Here is a 16,033-nt window from a genome sequence, read left to right as displayed (position 1 = left end):
CTGAATCTATTTATGTATTAGGTAACGGCAGGCATAATTCTCCTGCATCAACCCCAAGACCAATTGGAATGCGACAGTCTGCTCTACCTTCTTCTAGTGAAGAGTTAAGGACTGCGCGGTTATAACTTCTCCGGCGCGCGCTGTCAGCTCGGCCGAGGCATTGCTGCTCTCGCTCTCTGCAAACGCTTTAACCGCAAAGCTGCGCGGCAGCGTTCCTCGAAAGGGGAGTATGACAATGCCGTTATGTGCGCTTCTCGTATCGACTGCCGGAAGCAGTGCAGCACCTCTTCGGTAGCTTCCTTTGACTGGCTGCTCGAGACGAATACCGCCTCCATGCAATACTTCTGCTACCCGTACAAGCTCTTCCATCCCCTGGCCTCGCAGCAGCAGGCTCTCGCCGGCAACCGTCTGTCCTTGCAATAAACCGATCATGGCCGTATCTGCTCCGGCTGGCAGCAAGTCTTGGGATATCCGGCCTCTAGCCGATGTATCCTCGCTCGCATAAGCCCATACCTTGACGCCAGCGCACGGCGTACCGGAAGCATCATTTAAGGCAAAGGCAATAGCTGTCGAGGCTGCCGGGTAAGCGTAGCCTGGGCTAGGCAAAAGCGGAACGGTTACAATTGGGTTTAATGGTGGTAGAGAAGCTGTTTCAATTATTTGCTGGTAGGGTATAAAAGAAGGTGAGGTAATCGTGAGCAGGTAGCTGCCCGGCGATAAATCAAGAAACAAGTAGGTCCCATCGGGCTTCCGAATGGGTTTGGTATGGATGCCTTCAAGCAAGACGATCAGCGCAGAGGGCGCAGGGAGCCGTCTTGTCCATACGTCGATTGGTGAGACAACAAGCGAACAGCGTGTAATGGATGTGGAACGAAGCTGTGACAAATTAGCCACCGCCTTTTTCTTCTAGCACAATATGACGCTCGACGACACGCGAAACAGGCTTCACGCGATTGGAATCAAGCATGACAGGACCAACCCGGTAAACGACAGACAGCTTGTACGGCAAATCGCCGAACTGCCACAGCTTCATCAGCTCTTCGCCCTCCATGCTGGCAAGCGTCAGCCTTATCGAACCGCTGCTCTCGGCAAGCGTGCCTTCCAGATAAGGGCCGCTAAGCACGGCGTTATCGTATAGCACCTGCATCGCTCGGCCTAATATGCGATGCTCATCCAGTGAGCGCGTCAATCGGTCGGCATTAGAATGCGCTGTCATCATAAAATAAAAATCCAGCGCCTGCGGCGGATATTGGAGCACGCCTCCGCGATCCACCATGCCCGTCCGGCGCGCTTCGCCATTTTCCTTCACGTTGAACAAAAATAAGGAAAGCGCCAGATCGCCCGCATCACGGGGCGAAGCCATGCCAATCAGGTCAGGACGAGGCACTGGGTCAGGCGTAAGATGATCGCGTAGCAAGCGCAGCAGACTGGCTCCTAAATCCGCAATGACCGTATATCCTCCCATTAGCCTATCACTCCCCAAAACCATAATGGCATGCCTATTTCTATTACGAACTCTATTATATCTCCTCTACTACCAATTGACTACGCAAAATTGCTCATTTTTTGTCAATTCAACTCGGATTACACAACATTCATATTTTCACTAGAAAATGTTTTGAGATTTCGAACAATTCCACTGTTAATTATATGGTTCGAATGCCTCTTTAACGACAATTTTCCCCATTTTATGGAGTTCCTGCCTAGTCGCCTTTACCATATGCCGCATACTGATCGGAGCTTGCTCTGAGGCAGCCATGAAAGCAGCCGACAAAACGATATTTTTAATATGGCCGCCGGATGCATCAACGCGCGATGCGAGAAACGGCAGGTCCAAATCAGGGTCAAGCGGCGCTTCCTTCGGCAGCAGTGAGCGGAAAATTTGCTCGCGCTGCGCTGCGTCCGGGAACGGGAACTTGACGATGACCTGCATTCTCCGCAAAAATGCCTCGTCCATATTTTGCAATAAATTCGTTGCCAAAATCGATACGCCGTCGAAGGTCTCGATTCTCTGCAGCAAATAGGCCGCCTCCATGTTCGCGAACCGGTCGTTCGAATCCTTAACCTCCGTCCGCTTGCCAAACAATGAATCTCCCTCGTCAAAAAATAGAATAGCGCCGCTATTTTCCGCTTCCGCAAACAGCTCCCGCAAGTTTTTCTCCGTTTCGCCTATGTACTTGCTCACGACGCGCGAGAGATCGATCCTGTAGAGCTCAAGTCCTAATTCTCCCGCCACAACCTCAGCGGCCATCGTCTTGCCCGTGCCTGGCGGCCCAGCAAACAGCATGCTTAAGCCTCTCCCGTAAGGCAGCTTTTGGCCAAAGCCCCAGCGATTAAAGACCGTTTCGCTGTATTTATGTCTGCTGCAAGCATCCTTCAGCAGCTCAAGCGGCTCATCCGGAAGGACAAGATCCTCCCATTGCCGAATCAGCTTCTGCTTCTCCGCAAGCTCTGACAATCGATGCTGCACCTGCGACCTCGAAGCGGAAGCATAATCTTCAAGCGTCGGAGCAACGCGATTATTTCTGCGCGCCAGCCGCTCTGCTTGCTTGCTCATTCCCGCGATCTGCCCGGCGGTAAAGGCATATTTATCTGCCACGCGCTTAAGCAGCTCCTGATCCGCTCGTTCGTCACTGCAGCGCTGCCATAAAAGCAAGCGTACTTCTGCAGGAGGGATACGAATGTCCTGATTGATCAAAGCAGCTGCTTGAGGCAGCGGAAGCTGCGATGGCCGTCGCTCCATCCTCGTCAGCCATAGCACTGCCGGCAGTCTAGATAATTCCGCATACGAGTTCATTGCCGCTCGGATCCGCTCTTGCTGCTGCGGCCAGCCCTCTGCTGTTACAGCCTCGCTGTCGCCTTCGTCAAAGCAGAGCATTGCACCCAGAAGGAGCGCTTCGCGCACGATATGCTTAAGCTGCTCCTCCGCTGCATCGCCATCTCTTGTAAGCCTATCAAGCTTTACGAGCAGCAGCGGCTGCTCATGCGCTGCTGCCAGATGTCTGGCATGCAGCTTTTTTCCCGATCCCGAGGCGCCGCATAGCTGAATAAACGGCAGTATTCCCTTCACATCACGAGCACGTTCCAGTCGTACAGCATGCCTTAAGCTTTCTTGCAGCTCAAGATCAAATTCCAAATGGCGAGCCGGCTCATCGGTGTCATAAAGCTTGCAAATGGCAGCAATTCGCGAATCTAGCGATTCGGTTTCCAGCAAATAAGAAATGATGCGAGAATCCAGCCGCAGCGGCAGCTTGAGCGAGCTGCGCTCAGATGCGGCCGCCGCTTTATCGGACCGGAGCACGAATCTGCCAAGCGTCGAATAACCAGCGAGCATCGGACGCGCGAAGGAAATCTCCTCCTCAGAATCTCCGAGCAACCGAAGCGCAAGCTCAGCGGTAGGCATCCTTAAAGTCACATCATCATTTAAATAGCCGAACCAGCTTTCATAGCGGGAATCAAGCTCCGCGGCAAGGCAAAGCAGCACGCAGCGCCGCTCCCATGCTGAGAGCCCTAGGCGCCATGACAAATAAGCGAACGGGAGCCTTCTCCCTTCGCTTATGCTGCCTTGGATAATTAGCGCAAATTGCCGCTCTTCTTCCAGACGAGCCTGCCTGTATTCGGCAAGCACATCCTCATCCTCACGATATTCATTCTCTTGTAGCGAACGTTCGATATCCGCTGCACTAACGATCAGCCCGCGCATCGACATGGGGGTCTGTCCATCGATCTCCTTGCTCTCAAAATCGGCAAGAAGAAGACGCATCCCCTTCTCCAATACAGCCAGCTCGTCTAGTAAATAATCTTTTCCCGTTTCGTATATTCGCATGATGAATCACCCTTATCGGTAGGCATTGCGCTTAGCGGCGCATGAGGCAGAGAACCGCAATGTCGTCGGATTGAGGCGCTCCGTCCGCGAACATAAAGACATCCATTAACAGCGCATCAATAATTTCGGCGCTGGAGTAGCCCGACGTCTGTGATAAAAACTGCTGTAAACGATTCGTAGAATATTGCTCCTGAAGCGCGTTCTCCGCTTCGGTAATGCCATCGGTATAAAGGACGAAACGGTCGCCGCGGTCTAGAGCGATCGTTTGGTCTCTATAGGTAAATTCAGGGAAGGAGCCTAGCGGAATGCCCTTCGGCAGCTTAATCGGAAGCACCGTTCCATCCGCCTTCACAATATAAGGGGTGCAATGCCCGCCATCGCTCAATACGACTTCTCCAGTCGAAATATTCAGCACGCCGCATACGATCGTCGCAAACAGCTGCGCATTATCCGTGCAAAGCTCGTCGTTCACCTTCTCCAAGAGCTCGCCCGGCGATAGGTTCGAATTCATTTTCCCTTTGATTAACGAAAGCGTCATCGCCATAAACAACGCAGCCGGAATCCCTTTATCCGATACGTCCCCAAGCGTAAAAAACAGATGCTCCTCATCGATTTTGAAAAAGTTATAGAAGTCGCCCCCTACTTCTTTCGCTGATTTCAGCAGCGCACAGACATCAAAGGGCTCATTCGCGGAGGGCATCGTCGTTGGAAGGAAGCTCAACTGGATGCTTCCTGCGATCTGGAGCTCATTCTCCAAGCGGTCCTTGAGCGCCGTTGCGATTTGCAGCTCGTTAACCGATTCCTCAAGCGCTTCGTAGAGCCTCGCGTTATCAAGCGCCAGCGCCAGCGGTCCCGCGAATTTGGTCAGCGTCTCGATATCGGAATCGCTGAACGGCGTTCCTCCGCTCTTCCCGGCAGCTTGCAGGACGCCAAGCGTGCGGCCTCTCGCAATCATGGGGACGGTGACGGTTTCGCCTTGCGCTCTGCCGCTTATGGCGCGCGCCTCTAGCATTCTATTTTGTCCCAGAGCATCGTCGCCGTCATCTGCAAGCCCGACGGCTGCCTCCTCGGCAAAAACCAGCCTCTTAGCCGCTTCGTTCACCGAGTTTAGAAGCTCAGGCTTATGAAGCGAGGAGTGGACCTGCGTGCTCAAATCAAACAGCATCTCCGCACGCTTTAGCTTAGCGGCAAGACGACGGTTGTGGATGAACAAATATGCCGCTGCACCGAGGCTCGCTGCACCGATAATTAAATAGATTACGGACAAGATCGGTACCGCCTTTCTAGCATCAGCTGAAAAGTCATTATGCGTTTGCTCCTAATTTCTCGAACGCCTCTTCACGCGTTGCCGCCATTTCCAAAATCGTCGTAAAGCCGGACATTTCGAACACATCGTACACTTGCTCTCCTAAGCATGCGCATACCATGCGGCCTTTGGAGGCTCTAAGCTTCTTAGCTGCCACGAGAATAACGCGAAGCCCCGCGCTGCTTATGTATTGCAGACTAGTGAAATCAAATATAAACTGCTGCTTTCCCTCGGCAAAAAGCGCCAGGAAGGCTTGTTCCGCCACCGTCGCATTGTTGCCGTCCAATCTTCCCTCTAACGGAATAATCGTTACGCCGTTTTGTTCTATTGCTTGTATATTCATTCTATTTATCCTCCCGCTTACCCGTGATCGTCATTATCTTCCTTAAAGCCAAAATGCTTGCGCATGCGAAAGCGATTAAGGCCTCCCGCATATTCATAATGAATGTCGTCCATTAATCGTTTGACAAAAAAAATACCCAATCCCCCGATTGGACGATCCTCCAGCTCAAGCTCTAGCAGCGCCAGCGGATCCGCTTCCTGCAATGGGTTAAAGGGTACTCCTCCGTCTTCTATTTTCACTTCGACACTGCTCGGAGACGCTTGGATCAAGACTGCAATATGATGTTCTCCTCCTGATGGGAAGCCGTAATTTACGATATTGACGACAAGTTCCTCACAGGCCAGAGACAGATCAAGAACCGTGCGCTCCGTCCAGCCAACTTCAGCTCCGATTTCTTCGAGCCCTTCATTCAAGCGCTGAAGCTCGTCTATGCGATTGCAAAGCTTTATTTCACGATCGATGGGAAATTGCCAATCTTTAGACATTCACTACCCCCCAATTTGAATCTGACTTGTCCGCTCTGAGGCTCATAGGTTACAAATCTAGTAGTTCTACGAAATTTGTACGAATCCTGCTGATCCTGTCGAATAGATTCAAATGCCGCTTCGACATGCTCTTTTAAGGTTCGACAATGCCTTGCTCAAATGCGTATCGTGTCAGTTGCACCCGATTATCGAGATGTAGCTTTTGCAAAATGTTTTTGAGGTGGTTTTTGACCGTATGCTCGGATAGGCAAAGCTCGCCTGCGATCTCGCGGTTAGACGCACCCGTCGCAACCCTCTCAAGCACCTCTTTCTCCCGTTCGGTCAGCGGAGTCGTGATCACGTCGGCATCCTTATGCAGCGATTGTAATTTGCTTGTAGGCCGCTTCGCCTCCTGCGGCTTGCTTGCCGAGAATTCCTGAAGCAAGCGGAAGGCCAGCTCCTTCGACATCGGCGCTTCATCCAGCGAAATCGCGCGCAAATATTCCATCCAAGCGGATGGCGCTAAATTTTTGAGCAGATAGCCCTGTGCTCCGCGCTTGATGGCTTCAAATAGATGCGTGATATCATCCGATACCGTAACCATTACAATCTTGAGCGATGGCATAAGAAGCTTCAGCCGCTGCGTCGCTTCAAGACCGCCCATGCCCGGCATATTAATATCCATGAGCACCAAATCAGGCTTTAATTGTTGAATGTCAGCTATCGCAGCTTCCCCGCTGTCGGCTTCCCCTACCACGTCAAAAGAGTTATCGCTCATCACAATATCGCGCATGCCTTCTCTTCCATGGGGATGATCGTCTACCAAAAAAACTCGTACCTGAGCCGTTTGCCCTGTCATTTGGATTCGCTCCTACCGTTAATTTCGACTAGAGTGCCTTGCGGCTCCGCTTGCTGCAGCGTCACGCTCCAGCCCATGGCCTCCGCCCGATCGAGCATCATTCTGACGCCGTATTTTCCTTTTTCAAAAAGCTTCTCCTCGGCTGCGCCTATGCCATCATCATGAATGGAGCAGCGGAAGCTGCTTTTCTTCCCGTCAGGGCTGATCTTGCCTTCGCCTTGAATAACGATATGTTTTGCATTCGCGTGCTTCTGTACGTTCATAAGCGCTTCGCGCATAATGGCAAGCAGCTCTACCTTCTGCTTATAAGTGAGCAGACCATCCTGCACTTGCCAGTTCACCGTCGTTTGTATGCCGCATGTCTGCTCCATTTCTTCCGTTAAATGATGAATGCTCTGCATCCAAGACACATCCACGGGAAGAGGGGAATTGTGCAAATTAGCGATCGACTGCCTCACGTCATCGTAGACATGCCGTACCGTCCTTCTAATCTGATCCGTCGTCTGCTGCGCATCCGCATCAGTCTGCACCCGCTCCAGCTTGTCCAGCTTAACCGAGAGCATAAACAGCGATTGCGAGATGCCGTCATGAAGCTCGCGCGCAAGCTGCTCCCTCTCCTCGAACGCAGCCTTAACAATTCGCTCACGCTGCAGCGTCTCCTGCATCTGCTCAAGCCTCGCAAACAGCGCCCGCAGCAGCGTAAGCGTAAGGAGAAACACGAATACTGGCGCAAGCAAATTGCCCAGCTCCATCGAAATGAACGGAAGCAGGAGCGAGTGGCGCAAATATTCCCACAAGCCAATCGCGACGGTCGGAATCCAGAGGATGAGCCATTTTAACCATTTATAAGACATGACCTACTCCTCCTGACTCTCATTAATCATTGCGGAATGGGATGAGATGCTTCGTTTCCGCGCCGCTCTGATCCGTAACGATAAGCTCTGCCGTCCATTCGCCGCGCGTTGGCAGCTCAACCTTGCTCGCAGCATAATCCGTCTCAATAAAACCCGGGAAGGATAAAAAATCCTCGCCGTTGTCTCCTAATAAATGCACCTCTATCGCCTTGCGCTGCGGATGATCTATTGATCTCAGAAGCAGTTGAACGGAGGTTGGAGCACCAAGCTGCTCTGGCAGCCATACCTTCAGCGAAATGCGGTTAGGCCCGGGTCCGTTTGGCGTAATCCCAATCGTGTAATGCATCTTCTCGCCCATTTGATGATAAGAAAACGGCTCAGTATCGGGAATAGGACTAACGTATGTAAAAACACTTACGATAATCAGCACCATGCCCATTAATAGCCCGTCCAGCTTCAGCAGCTTGCCGCTTGGCAGCCTCCCATGCTTTGCTCGCCTATGCAGCAGAAATCCAGCGCATCCGATGAACAGAACCAATACCGCTTTGGCAAGCAGCATAAGGCCCCAATTCGTATAATACAAATAACGCCAGGACGGCAGAAGAAGCACCGTCATCAGCGTTCCGCTCACCGTAAGCAGCAAGATGGTGAGCCACGCTATTTTCGTAAAACGTTCCGCAAATCTTCCCGCTTCCTTGCGGTCAGTCCGCCAGAACAAAAGCAGAAGCAGCAAGCCGCCTGCCCAGAGGGCAGAGCTTGCGATATGTATAAAATCGAGCACGATAGCAAACGTATTGTTCGGGAGCGCATTCACATGTCCGTTAAAGCTCTCCGTCGCTGCAAGCAGCAGTGCCCATATGATTTTGAAAGAATCATTTAATTTCAGAACGACAAACCCAAGCAGCGAAAGCACGATTAAAGCAAGCCATGATTGTCCGGTCGCCGTTTCCGTAAGCAAGCGAATCCATTCGCTTTGGTCGCCGCCTTCATAGCCTTTCAACAAATAGCCAACATGGACGAATACGAATACAAGGACAGCAAGCAGCAGTCCTCTCAGCGTGTAAATCCCCCATTTGTCTGCCAGCTTGCGCGCAGTGTCGCTTGTTTGGTCCGCAAACGCGATGGACCACAGCATAAAGCCGGCTGCCAGCATAAATGCGAAATAATAAACAGCTCGAACCACAAAAAATAAAACCTGCTGTACCGTAATCCCCTCTTCTATCGCGGCCGATTCCGAATGATTGTGGCCAACCTGCTTATGCGGATCGAAAGAGGCCTGACTGGCAGCAGGCTGCGCGAGCGCTTGCTGCGGCGGGATCAAAAGGGAAGAGAATAACGTGAGAAAGAGAACCAGCATCCCAAACGCTAAGTACGATAAGTAATTAATGCGCTTAAAGTATGTGGTTAGATTTGCGTTAGTTCGAAGTCGAATATTATCCAATGATGTCACATCCCTTTATGTCATTCAGCTCTAGTGTACTAGACCCATGCCAAAAGAACAATTCCATAAAATCGAACAAATATAGCCTCGCAAATTAAGTTATCGCGTATAGCAATATGCTTTAAAGCCCATTCTACAAATAAAACCGCAGCAGAAGGGGAGGGAATGACCAAGATGGACAAGGATTATCGGATCGCCGAGCTGAATAGTCAAAGCGATGCGCTGGATGCTATCCGCAAGCTGGAGCAGCAATTGACTGAAGCCTATGGCTCGGATGTCGCGCTTATCGCTTATGCCGCTGAGAACGAAGAAGACAAGGGCTAGCTTTATTTTAAAAAAGAAAGGCATGTTCCCAGCAAGTATGCGGAGAGGGAGCATGCCTTTCTTTATAGTATTTTTCGTGCGAGAAAATCCGGCCAATACTCCTCCTCAATAGGTAGGCAACCTCTGCTCGTACCCCATACGTACACCCAGCCCGACACATTGTCCTTTTGGGCATCCGTTACCCAAACTCGTTCATAATCATTTTGCTCCTCGATGCCATAAAATTCCTCAAGCGCATCCATGGAAGCCAGACCGGCTCTATCGACGGTAATCCACTGACCGCGTATAATACTATTGCGCTGACTCGCCAATGCATCTCGAACGGCTGCCGGATAAGCGCCGCAATCCACTAGCCTGCCGGAAATTTGACCCGTACTATAAGTATGGACAAAGCTTGATACGACATGGTGGTTGCTGTGCCCGGGAAGTAAAGTGCCGTATATAAACACGGATATTAGCTTTGTCATGCTTTTGCCCCTTTCTTATTAAAATAAATGGCTATTATAAAGATTAGTTAAATGAAAGGCGTATATGGACCATTCTCTTATGGAGGTGTTTTTTGTGCATGGCGACGCAGCAGCCTTACGGCGTTTATGGCTACCGTTTTCAAGATCCGCCGGAGCTTCCGATTTATCAGCTGTTTGCCACGGGTTATCAAGAAGTGACAGAGCAAGATTATTATTGGGATGGCATGAAAAGGATCGACGGCCCGCTTTATTTGTTCCAGTATACCGTATCCGGCTTCGGCCATTTCAGGCTTGGAGAGCAAACGCATGAGATTCATGCCGGAACCGCTTTTTTGGCAGAAATTCCGGGCGACCATCATTATTGCTTGCCGCGCGCAAGCGACCATTGGTCTTTTTACTTTGTATTATTCCGCCAGCAGCATTTGCATGCGCTATGGAATGAGCTGCTTCAAGCCGTTGGCGTCACACCGGCATTCGAGCCATCGAGCGCCGTCGTTCGCACGCTGCAGAGCCTATATGCGGAGGCGCGCAGCAACCGTATACGAAGCAGCTATCAAGCTTCTTCGCTTATTTATGGATTTTTGATGGAGCTGCTTCAATCGAGCACGGCGCAGCAGAAGGAGAAGGCGAATTGGCCGCAGCCAATCAAGCAGGCAGCCGCTTTTATGGAAGCTGAGTTTCACCGGCTGCAAAGCTTGGACGATGTAGCCGGAGCAGCCGGGCTGTCCAAGTATTATTTTACGAGAATGTTCACCCAGACGACCGGGATTTCCCCAATGGATTATGTGACGAAGCTTAGAATTGAAAAAGCCGTCCGGCTGCTTCGGAGCAGTTCTCTCTCGGTGGAGGAGATTGCCTATGCTGTGGGTTATGCGAGCGGCAGCTATTTCAGCAAAGTGTTCCGAAGCCGGGTCGGCTTCCCTCCTGCCGATTTCCGGTTAGCAAAGGAGCTTCCATCCATCGACCGTCTACAATTCGATTAGAGAGCAATATTTTACATATGATCGCAATATATTGTGCTAGTCACTGACTAACGTTTCGTTTTACGATTATCGCATAAAGCAATATTACGATAAGAGAGGACGAAATAATATGACTACACCATCCAAGCACCATCAATTTGCCGCTGTGCCGCCAATGGGCTGGAACAGCTGGGATTGCTACGGCGCCAGTGTTAGAGAAGATGAGGTGCGGGGGAACGCGAATTATATGGCCGAGCATTTGAAAGCATTTGGCTGGGAATACGTCGTAGTCGATATCCAGTGGTATGAGCCAGGCGCTGACTCCTCGCAGTACCGTCCCTTCGTACCGCTCGAAATGGATGAGTACTCCCGTTTGATGCCTGCAACGAACCGTTTTCCGTCCGCGGCCGGGGGACAAGGCTTTAAGCCGCTTGCGGATTACGTGCATGCGCTGGGACTCAAATTCGGCATCCATATTATGCGCGGCATACCGCGCCAAGCGGTCCATGCAGATACCCCTATCCTAGGAACGATTGCGACAGCGCGCTCGATCGCTCATCCAAACTCGATCTGTCCGTGGAATACGGATATGTATGGGGTTGATGCAGCCAAGGATGGCGCGCAGCAATATTACAATTCCTTGTTCGAGCTGTACGCCTCTTGGGGTGTGGATTTCGTCAAAGTAGATGATATCGCGGCATCTAGAATTTACGGCATACATTTGGACGAGATCAAATTGATCCATAACGCCATCGAGCAATGCGGCAGGCCCATGGTGCTCAGCCTCTCGCCTGGGCCGGCTCCCTTGGAGCATGCGGTGGCGCTGACTGCTCATGCGAATATGTGGCGGATGACCGATGATTATTGGGATCTATGGCATCTGCTGCACGAGATGTTCGAGCGTTGCGAAAAGTGGGCTCCGCATGTTGCGGAAGGGGCATGGCCGGATTGCGACATGCTGCCGCTCGGCCGCCTTGGCATACGCTCCGTCGACGGCGGAGGCAGCGATCGCTGGACAAGATTTACGCGGGACGAGCAGGTGACGATGATGTCGCTGTGGGCGATTTTCCGCTCGCCGCTTATGTTCGGCGGCGAAATGCGCGATAACGACGAGTGGACACTGTCGCTGCTTACAAACGAGGAGGTGCTGGCACTGCACCGCGGCGGCCGCGGCGCAAGCCAGCTTTTCCGGGAGCAGGAACGTATTGCTTGGACCTCCCGTGACGAGGAAGGCGCGCTTTACGTGGCGTTATTTAACGCGGGGGAGCAACCGGATACCGTTACGGTCACGCTATGCCAGCTTGGCTTAACCGCAGCTCCGCAAGTGCGCAGCCTTTGGGCACGTAAGGAGCTCGGCACATTAAACGAACTGTCCATCTCGCTGCCTCCTCACGGCTCGCTTCTTCTGAAACTAACGTAATAGTTGGGGCTTAACTAACCTGTATATTTGGGTTTGCACGCCTAGGAATGTTACTTGTCCTACTTCTGCGCAGCCGCATTCGTCGCCTAGGGACTGCGCAGACAAATTCATTTAGCTGTAATTCCTCCCGCTAAATTGACCTCTGAACCGTCTTTTTCTGCATTTACATGGAAATTCTCCTGCTAATTTCTCGTATTTCTCACCAGCTAGACGTTTCGCGGAAAATTAACAGGAGGTTTTCCAGCTATTTGGTCGGATGAGCTTCTTTCGGCGAAATTAGCGGGAGATTTTCCTGTTAATCCAACAAAACTTACTCCAGCCTACGTAACTTTGAACTTTATCTAACAAACCTGCCGTTGGTACCCTTGCTTCGGCAGGGTTGGCACGCCTAGGAATGTTACTTGTCCAACGTCCGCGCAGCCGCAGCTACATTCCCGCCAAGAGACTGCACAGATAGACTCATTTAACGGGAATTCCTCCCGCTAAATTGACCTCTGAACCGTCTTTTTCTGCATTTACATGGAAATTCTCCTGCTAATTTCTCGTATTTCTCACCAGCTAGACGTTTCGCGGAAAATTAACAGGAGGTTTTCCAGCTATTTGGTCGGATGAGCTTCTTTCGGCGAAATTAGCGGGAGATTTTCCTGTTAATCCAACAAAACTTACTCCAGCCTACGTAACTTTGAACTTTATCTAACAAACCTGCCGTTGGTACCCTTGCTTCGGCAGGGTTGGCACGCCTAGGAATGTTACTTGTCCAACGTCCCTGCTGCCGCAGACATACTCAAATTGCCCGGAGAAACCACCTTTTTTCCGTACTTTCACGAGAACTCCCCGCCCTCTCGTCCCCCTAAGTTTTGGTTTACCCGTTCCAATATGTTACAGTTAGTGTTCAAGCGCGTGAAGGGTCTAGCTTTTGCCGCTGGGCAAATGGACACCTCGCTTGGGAAGTTTCATCTCATTCCAAAACACAGAGGAGGTCGTTTAGTTATGGCAAGCCAAACAGGAGCCATCGTACAGCAATCCTTAAATGCTTTAATGGGTGACAACGCCTTTTTACCAAATTTGCAGAACCAAGCACGCGAGCAAGCCTTTCTTTCTCTTGCCGCCATTCTATCTACACCTAACAAAGTACATAAAGCCTTTTTGCGGATAACGGTCGACAACGGCGACGTCGTGCGCATTCCGGCCTATCGGATTCAACATAACGATACACTCGGGCCTTATAAAGGCGGCATCCGTTTCCACGAATCGGTAAGCGAAGATGAGGTAACGAATCTAGCGGCGCTGATGACGCTTAAAAACGCCCTGCACGAAGTGCCTTTTGGCGGAGGCAAGGGCGGTGTCGTCATCAATCCACGTTCTTATTCTGCGAAAGAGCTTTATCTCATTTGCAAAAAATATGTGCAGTACTTCAGCGACGTGCTGGGTCCGGACAAGGACATTCCAGCTCCTGACATGGGCACCGGCGAGCGCGAAATGGACTGGATGATGGCTGAATACAAAAGCATTCATCCCGGCCACCCCTACCTCGGCAGCTTTACCGGCAAAAGCGTCATCAACGGCGGCTCGCTTGGCCGCAGAGAAGCAACCGGCAAGGGCGTCTATTTCACCTTCCGCTATATGCTGCATGATTTCCTTAAGGCGCAAAGCAGCTGGCTAGCAGGCAGCACGAATCCGTTTGTGCAAACCGCGCTCGCGCATGCGGACAAGCCGCTGTCGATCGCTGTGCAAGGCTTCGGCAACGTAGGCTCCGTCGCAGCGCTGGAAGCATATAAATGCTCTTATTTGCACAATAAAGTAGTTGCCGTAAGCGACCGGAACGTCACGCTCTACAATCCAGACGGACTGTCGATTCCAGCTTTGCTCGAGTATGCGGTGCAGCATCAGGGAGACTTGCCTGCTACCGAGGCTGCACTAGCCGAGCTTGACCTAAAAGCGCAAGTTCTCGGCCGCGAGGAGGTGCTCTACTTGGACGTTGATGTGCTCATTCTTGCGGCGCTGGAGGAGCAAATCCATAAAGACAATGTCGAGCGTGTAAAAGCGCCCATCATCGTTGAAGGCGCGAATGCTCCTGTCACCGGTGAAGCGGACGAGGTACTGACGGCTAAGGGAACGATTATTATCCCGGATATTTTAGCTAACGCCGGCGGTGTAATCGTCTCCTACTTTGAATGGCTGCAGGGACGGGAAACGCAGTTTTTCAGCGAGGAGCAGGTCTATAAGATGCTCTATGATAAAATGCAACGAACATTAAACGGCATCTTGCCAGCCTTTTTCGGCGATCCCCTTCCGCTTCGCCAAAACTGCTACAATCACGCCGTCATGAAGCTCTCCACCGTGCTTTACCGCCAAGGCAAGCTTTATTAATAAGCGGCAGCCGAGCAAAAAAGGGCAATCCCAGGCAGCAATAAGCTGCTTGAAGGATTGCCCTTTCCTATTTTACGCCCTACTCCTGCACGTAACGGTTAATAACCTCCACAAGCAAATCATTCAGCAGCTTTACCTCATACTCACCTACAGCCGGTTCAAGATGTTCGCTCCCGATGCCGCTATCGTCAGTCAAAAATAAATAGGTGCCGCCTGTCGCCGTTGCCATGAACCGCATCAAATATTCGGTTTCCACGTCTACGCCGCTCGAAGCTACCGGAATGATCCGCACTCCTTGCTCAGCCGCATCCTCCGTAAGCTTCTTCATCTCGTCAATAATTTGAGGATCATCATGCGGCGGAGCATCCAGCACGAGGAACAACAAGCGAGCCCGCGCTTCCTTGCTCCACTCATGCTCATGCAGCGCATCCCGCAGCGCCTGATCGACAGCCTCAGGGAAGTCACCGCCGCCTTCTGCCTTTTGCTTGCTGAACTGGTCGGTTACTTTATTTACATCCGTCGTAAAAGGATACGGCTTTACGATATAATCGTCATGCTTATCCCTGTAAAAATTGGCGCTAAGACGAATGCCAAGCTGATTCGCATGCTCATCCGATACGCGTCTCACAACATCCTTAAGCTCTGCTGTCAAATAGTTCAGCTCATCCTCCATCGAACCGGTCGTGTCGACCACAAACATGATGTCTACTTGATCCGATACTTTGTCAGACTTGCCTAAATCAACCTTAATGCTGCCCTGCTCCGGAATTTCCAGCTGCTGCGTCGTTTTGCTTTCCTGGGCAGACTGTACTTTTACTGTATATGCGCCTAAATTAGCGGTATCCCGATCGAACAGCCCTGCGTACACATAAGTTCTGCCCTCTGTATTCGTACGCGCCTTCCAAATCGCCTTCTTGCCGGCAAGCAGCTCCACGGTCGCATCCGATACCGCCTTGCCGTTAGCTGTCACGATAACCTCCAGCCGGTTAAAATTCCAGAACTGCCATACCTGCTTGCTATAATCGCCCTCTTGCGCATTAAGCAAATTGCCGAACCTCTCCCACGCCGCAAGATCATCCCATTCGCCAGCTGTCAGTTGTCCTGCCTGCACGTCCTTATTCGGATTTTGATAGCCACGCTTGCCGCCTTCTTTCTCTCTTTCAGGCTTTACGGTTAACGCTTTATCGGTGCCTGTACTAGTTTCCGCCTCTGGCGACTCATCGCTGGAGGAACCTTTACCTACACTTTCCGATGCCATGCTATTGCCCCTGTTTGACGCATCGTTCGAAGCGGATGAGCAGGCGCTGAGCGCTAAAAACATCACAAGCAATACAGTGGCGATCCAGCTATAACCCCTTTTTTGCCGAATTGACTTTTTGAGAGAATGACCCACCTTC

15 protein-coding genes are annotated in these 16,033 nt (G+C 51.4%); 4 read left to right on the top strand and 11 right to left on the bottom strand.

Annotated features, from left to right (window positions below; genetic code table 11):
* Positions 1 to 93: 93 nt before the first annotated feature.
* The 9 genes from ADU23_RS15830 to ADU23_RS15790 all read right to left on the bottom strand — a co-directional run bounded on the left by ADU23_RS15830 (position 94) and on the right by ADU23_RS15790 (position 9,093).
* On the bottom strand, positions 94 to 894 hold the full coding sequence (locus tag ADU23_RS15830; protein WP_157265808.1) for a hypothetical protein: 801 nt from the start codon (positions 892 to 894) through the stop codon (positions 94 to 96).
* Positions 887 to 1,465, bottom strand: coding sequence for a DUF4255 domain-containing protein (locus ADU23_RS15825; RefSeq protein ID WP_053374610.1), 579 nt, complete (start codon positions 1,463 to 1,465; stop codon positions 887 to 889). Before ADU23_RS15825 ends, ADU23_RS15830 begins: the two co-directional genes overlap by 8 nt.
* A gap of 177 nt (positions 1,466 to 1,642) precedes the next feature.
* On the bottom strand, positions 1,643 to 3,826 hold the full coding sequence (locus ADU23_RS15820) for an AAA family ATPase (protein WP_053374609.1): 2,184 nt from the start codon (positions 3,824 to 3,826) through the stop codon (positions 1,643 to 1,645).
* 31 nt (positions 3,827 to 3,857) lie between these two features.
* The gene (locus tag ADU23_RS15815; RefSeq protein ID WP_053374608.1) at positions 3,858 to 5,093 is read right to left on the bottom strand and encodes a PP2C family protein-serine/threonine phosphatase; all 1,236 of its coding nucleotides are present in this window, start codon (positions 5,091 to 5,093) and stop codon (positions 3,858 to 3,860) included.
* A 37-nt stretch (positions 5,094 to 5,130) separates the two neighbouring features.
* The gene (locus tag ADU23_RS15810; RefSeq protein ID WP_053374607.1) at positions 5,131 to 5,475 is read right to left on the bottom strand and encodes an STAS domain-containing protein; all 345 of its coding nucleotides are present in this window, start codon (positions 5,473 to 5,475) and stop codon (positions 5,131 to 5,133) included.
* Between the two features lie 17 nt (positions 5,476 to 5,492).
* A complete protein-coding gene (locus ADU23_RS15805) occupies positions 5,493 to 5,960 on the bottom strand; it encodes an ATP-binding protein (RefSeq protein ID WP_053374606.1) in 468 nt (155 codons plus the stop codon).
* A 133-nt stretch (positions 5,961 to 6,093) separates the two neighbouring features.
* Positions 6,094 to 6,798, bottom strand: coding sequence for a response regulator (locus ADU23_RS15800; RefSeq protein ID WP_053374605.1), 705 nt, complete (start codon positions 6,796 to 6,798; stop codon positions 6,094 to 6,096).
* Positions 6,795 to 7,652, bottom strand: coding sequence for a sensor histidine kinase (locus tag ADU23_RS15795; RefSeq protein WP_053374604.1), 858 nt, complete (start codon positions 7,650 to 7,652; stop codon positions 6,795 to 6,797). The genes ADU23_RS15800 and ADU23_RS15795 overlap by 4 nt, the downstream gene beginning before the upstream one ends.
* Positions 7,653 to 7,674: 22 nt before the next feature.
* A complete protein-coding gene (locus tag ADU23_RS15790) occupies positions 7,675 to 9,093 on the bottom strand; it encodes a copper resistance D family protein (protein ID WP_053374603.1) in 1,419 nt (472 codons plus the stop codon).
* 165 nt (positions 9,094 to 9,258) lie between these two features.
* Between ADU23_RS15790 and ADU23_RS32800 the strand changes: the two genes are divergently transcribed.
* Positions 9,259 to 9,417: a hypothetical protein gene (locus ADU23_RS32800; RefSeq protein WP_157265805.1), complete on the top strand. Its 159-nt coding sequence runs from the start codon at positions 9,259 to 9,261 to the stop codon at positions 9,415 to 9,417.
* Positions 9,418 to 9,479: 62 nt separating this feature from the next.
* Here ADU23_RS32800 and ADU23_RS15785 read toward each other — a convergent pair whose 3' ends face one another.
* Positions 9,480 to 9,884: a gamma-glutamylcyclotransferase family protein gene (locus ADU23_RS15785; RefSeq protein WP_053374602.1), complete on the bottom strand. Its 405-nt coding sequence runs from the start codon at positions 9,882 to 9,884 to the stop codon at positions 9,480 to 9,482.
* A 98-nt stretch (positions 9,885 to 9,982) separates the two neighbouring features.
* On the opposite strand from ADU23_RS15785, the gene ADU23_RS15780 reads away from it, so the two are divergent.
* From ADU23_RS15780 to ADU23_RS15770, 3 genes are all read left to right on the top strand, one after another.
* A complete protein-coding gene (locus tag ADU23_RS15780) occupies positions 9,983 to 10,867 on the top strand; it encodes an AraC family transcriptional regulator (RefSeq protein ID WP_053374601.1) in 885 nt (294 codons plus the stop codon).
* A gap of 109 nt (positions 10,868 to 10,976) precedes the next feature.
* Positions 10,977 to 12,266 carry a glycoside hydrolase family 27 protein gene (locus ADU23_RS15775; RefSeq protein WP_053374600.1) on the top strand — a complete coding sequence of 430 codons (1,290 nt, stop codon included), beginning with the start codon at positions 10,977 to 10,979 and terminating at the stop codon, positions 12,264 to 12,266.
* Between the two features lie 990 nt (positions 12,267 to 13,256).
* The gene (locus tag ADU23_RS15770; RefSeq protein ID WP_053374599.1) at positions 13,257 to 14,636 is read left to right on the top strand and encodes a Glu/Leu/Phe/Val family dehydrogenase; all 1,380 of its coding nucleotides are present in this window, start codon (positions 13,257 to 13,259) and stop codon (positions 14,634 to 14,636) included.
* A gap of 79 nt (positions 14,637 to 14,715) precedes the next feature.
* On the opposite strand, the gene ADU23_RS15765 is transcribed toward ADU23_RS15770, so the two are convergent.
* Entirely contained in the window at positions 14,716 to 15,894 is a 1,179-nt protein-coding gene (locus ADU23_RS15765) for a vWA domain-containing protein (RefSeq protein ID WP_053374598.1), read from the bottom strand.
* Positions 15,895 to 16,033 lie beyond the last annotated feature (139 nt).

The organism is Paenibacillus sp. FJAT-27812, from assembly GCF_001273905.1.
Classification (GTDB): domain Bacteria; phylum Bacillota; class Bacilli; order Paenibacillales; family Paenibacillaceae; genus Pristimantibacillus.
The sequence above is the reverse complement of the archived record's forward strand: the minus strand, read 5'-3'. Positions and strand labels throughout refer to the sequence as shown.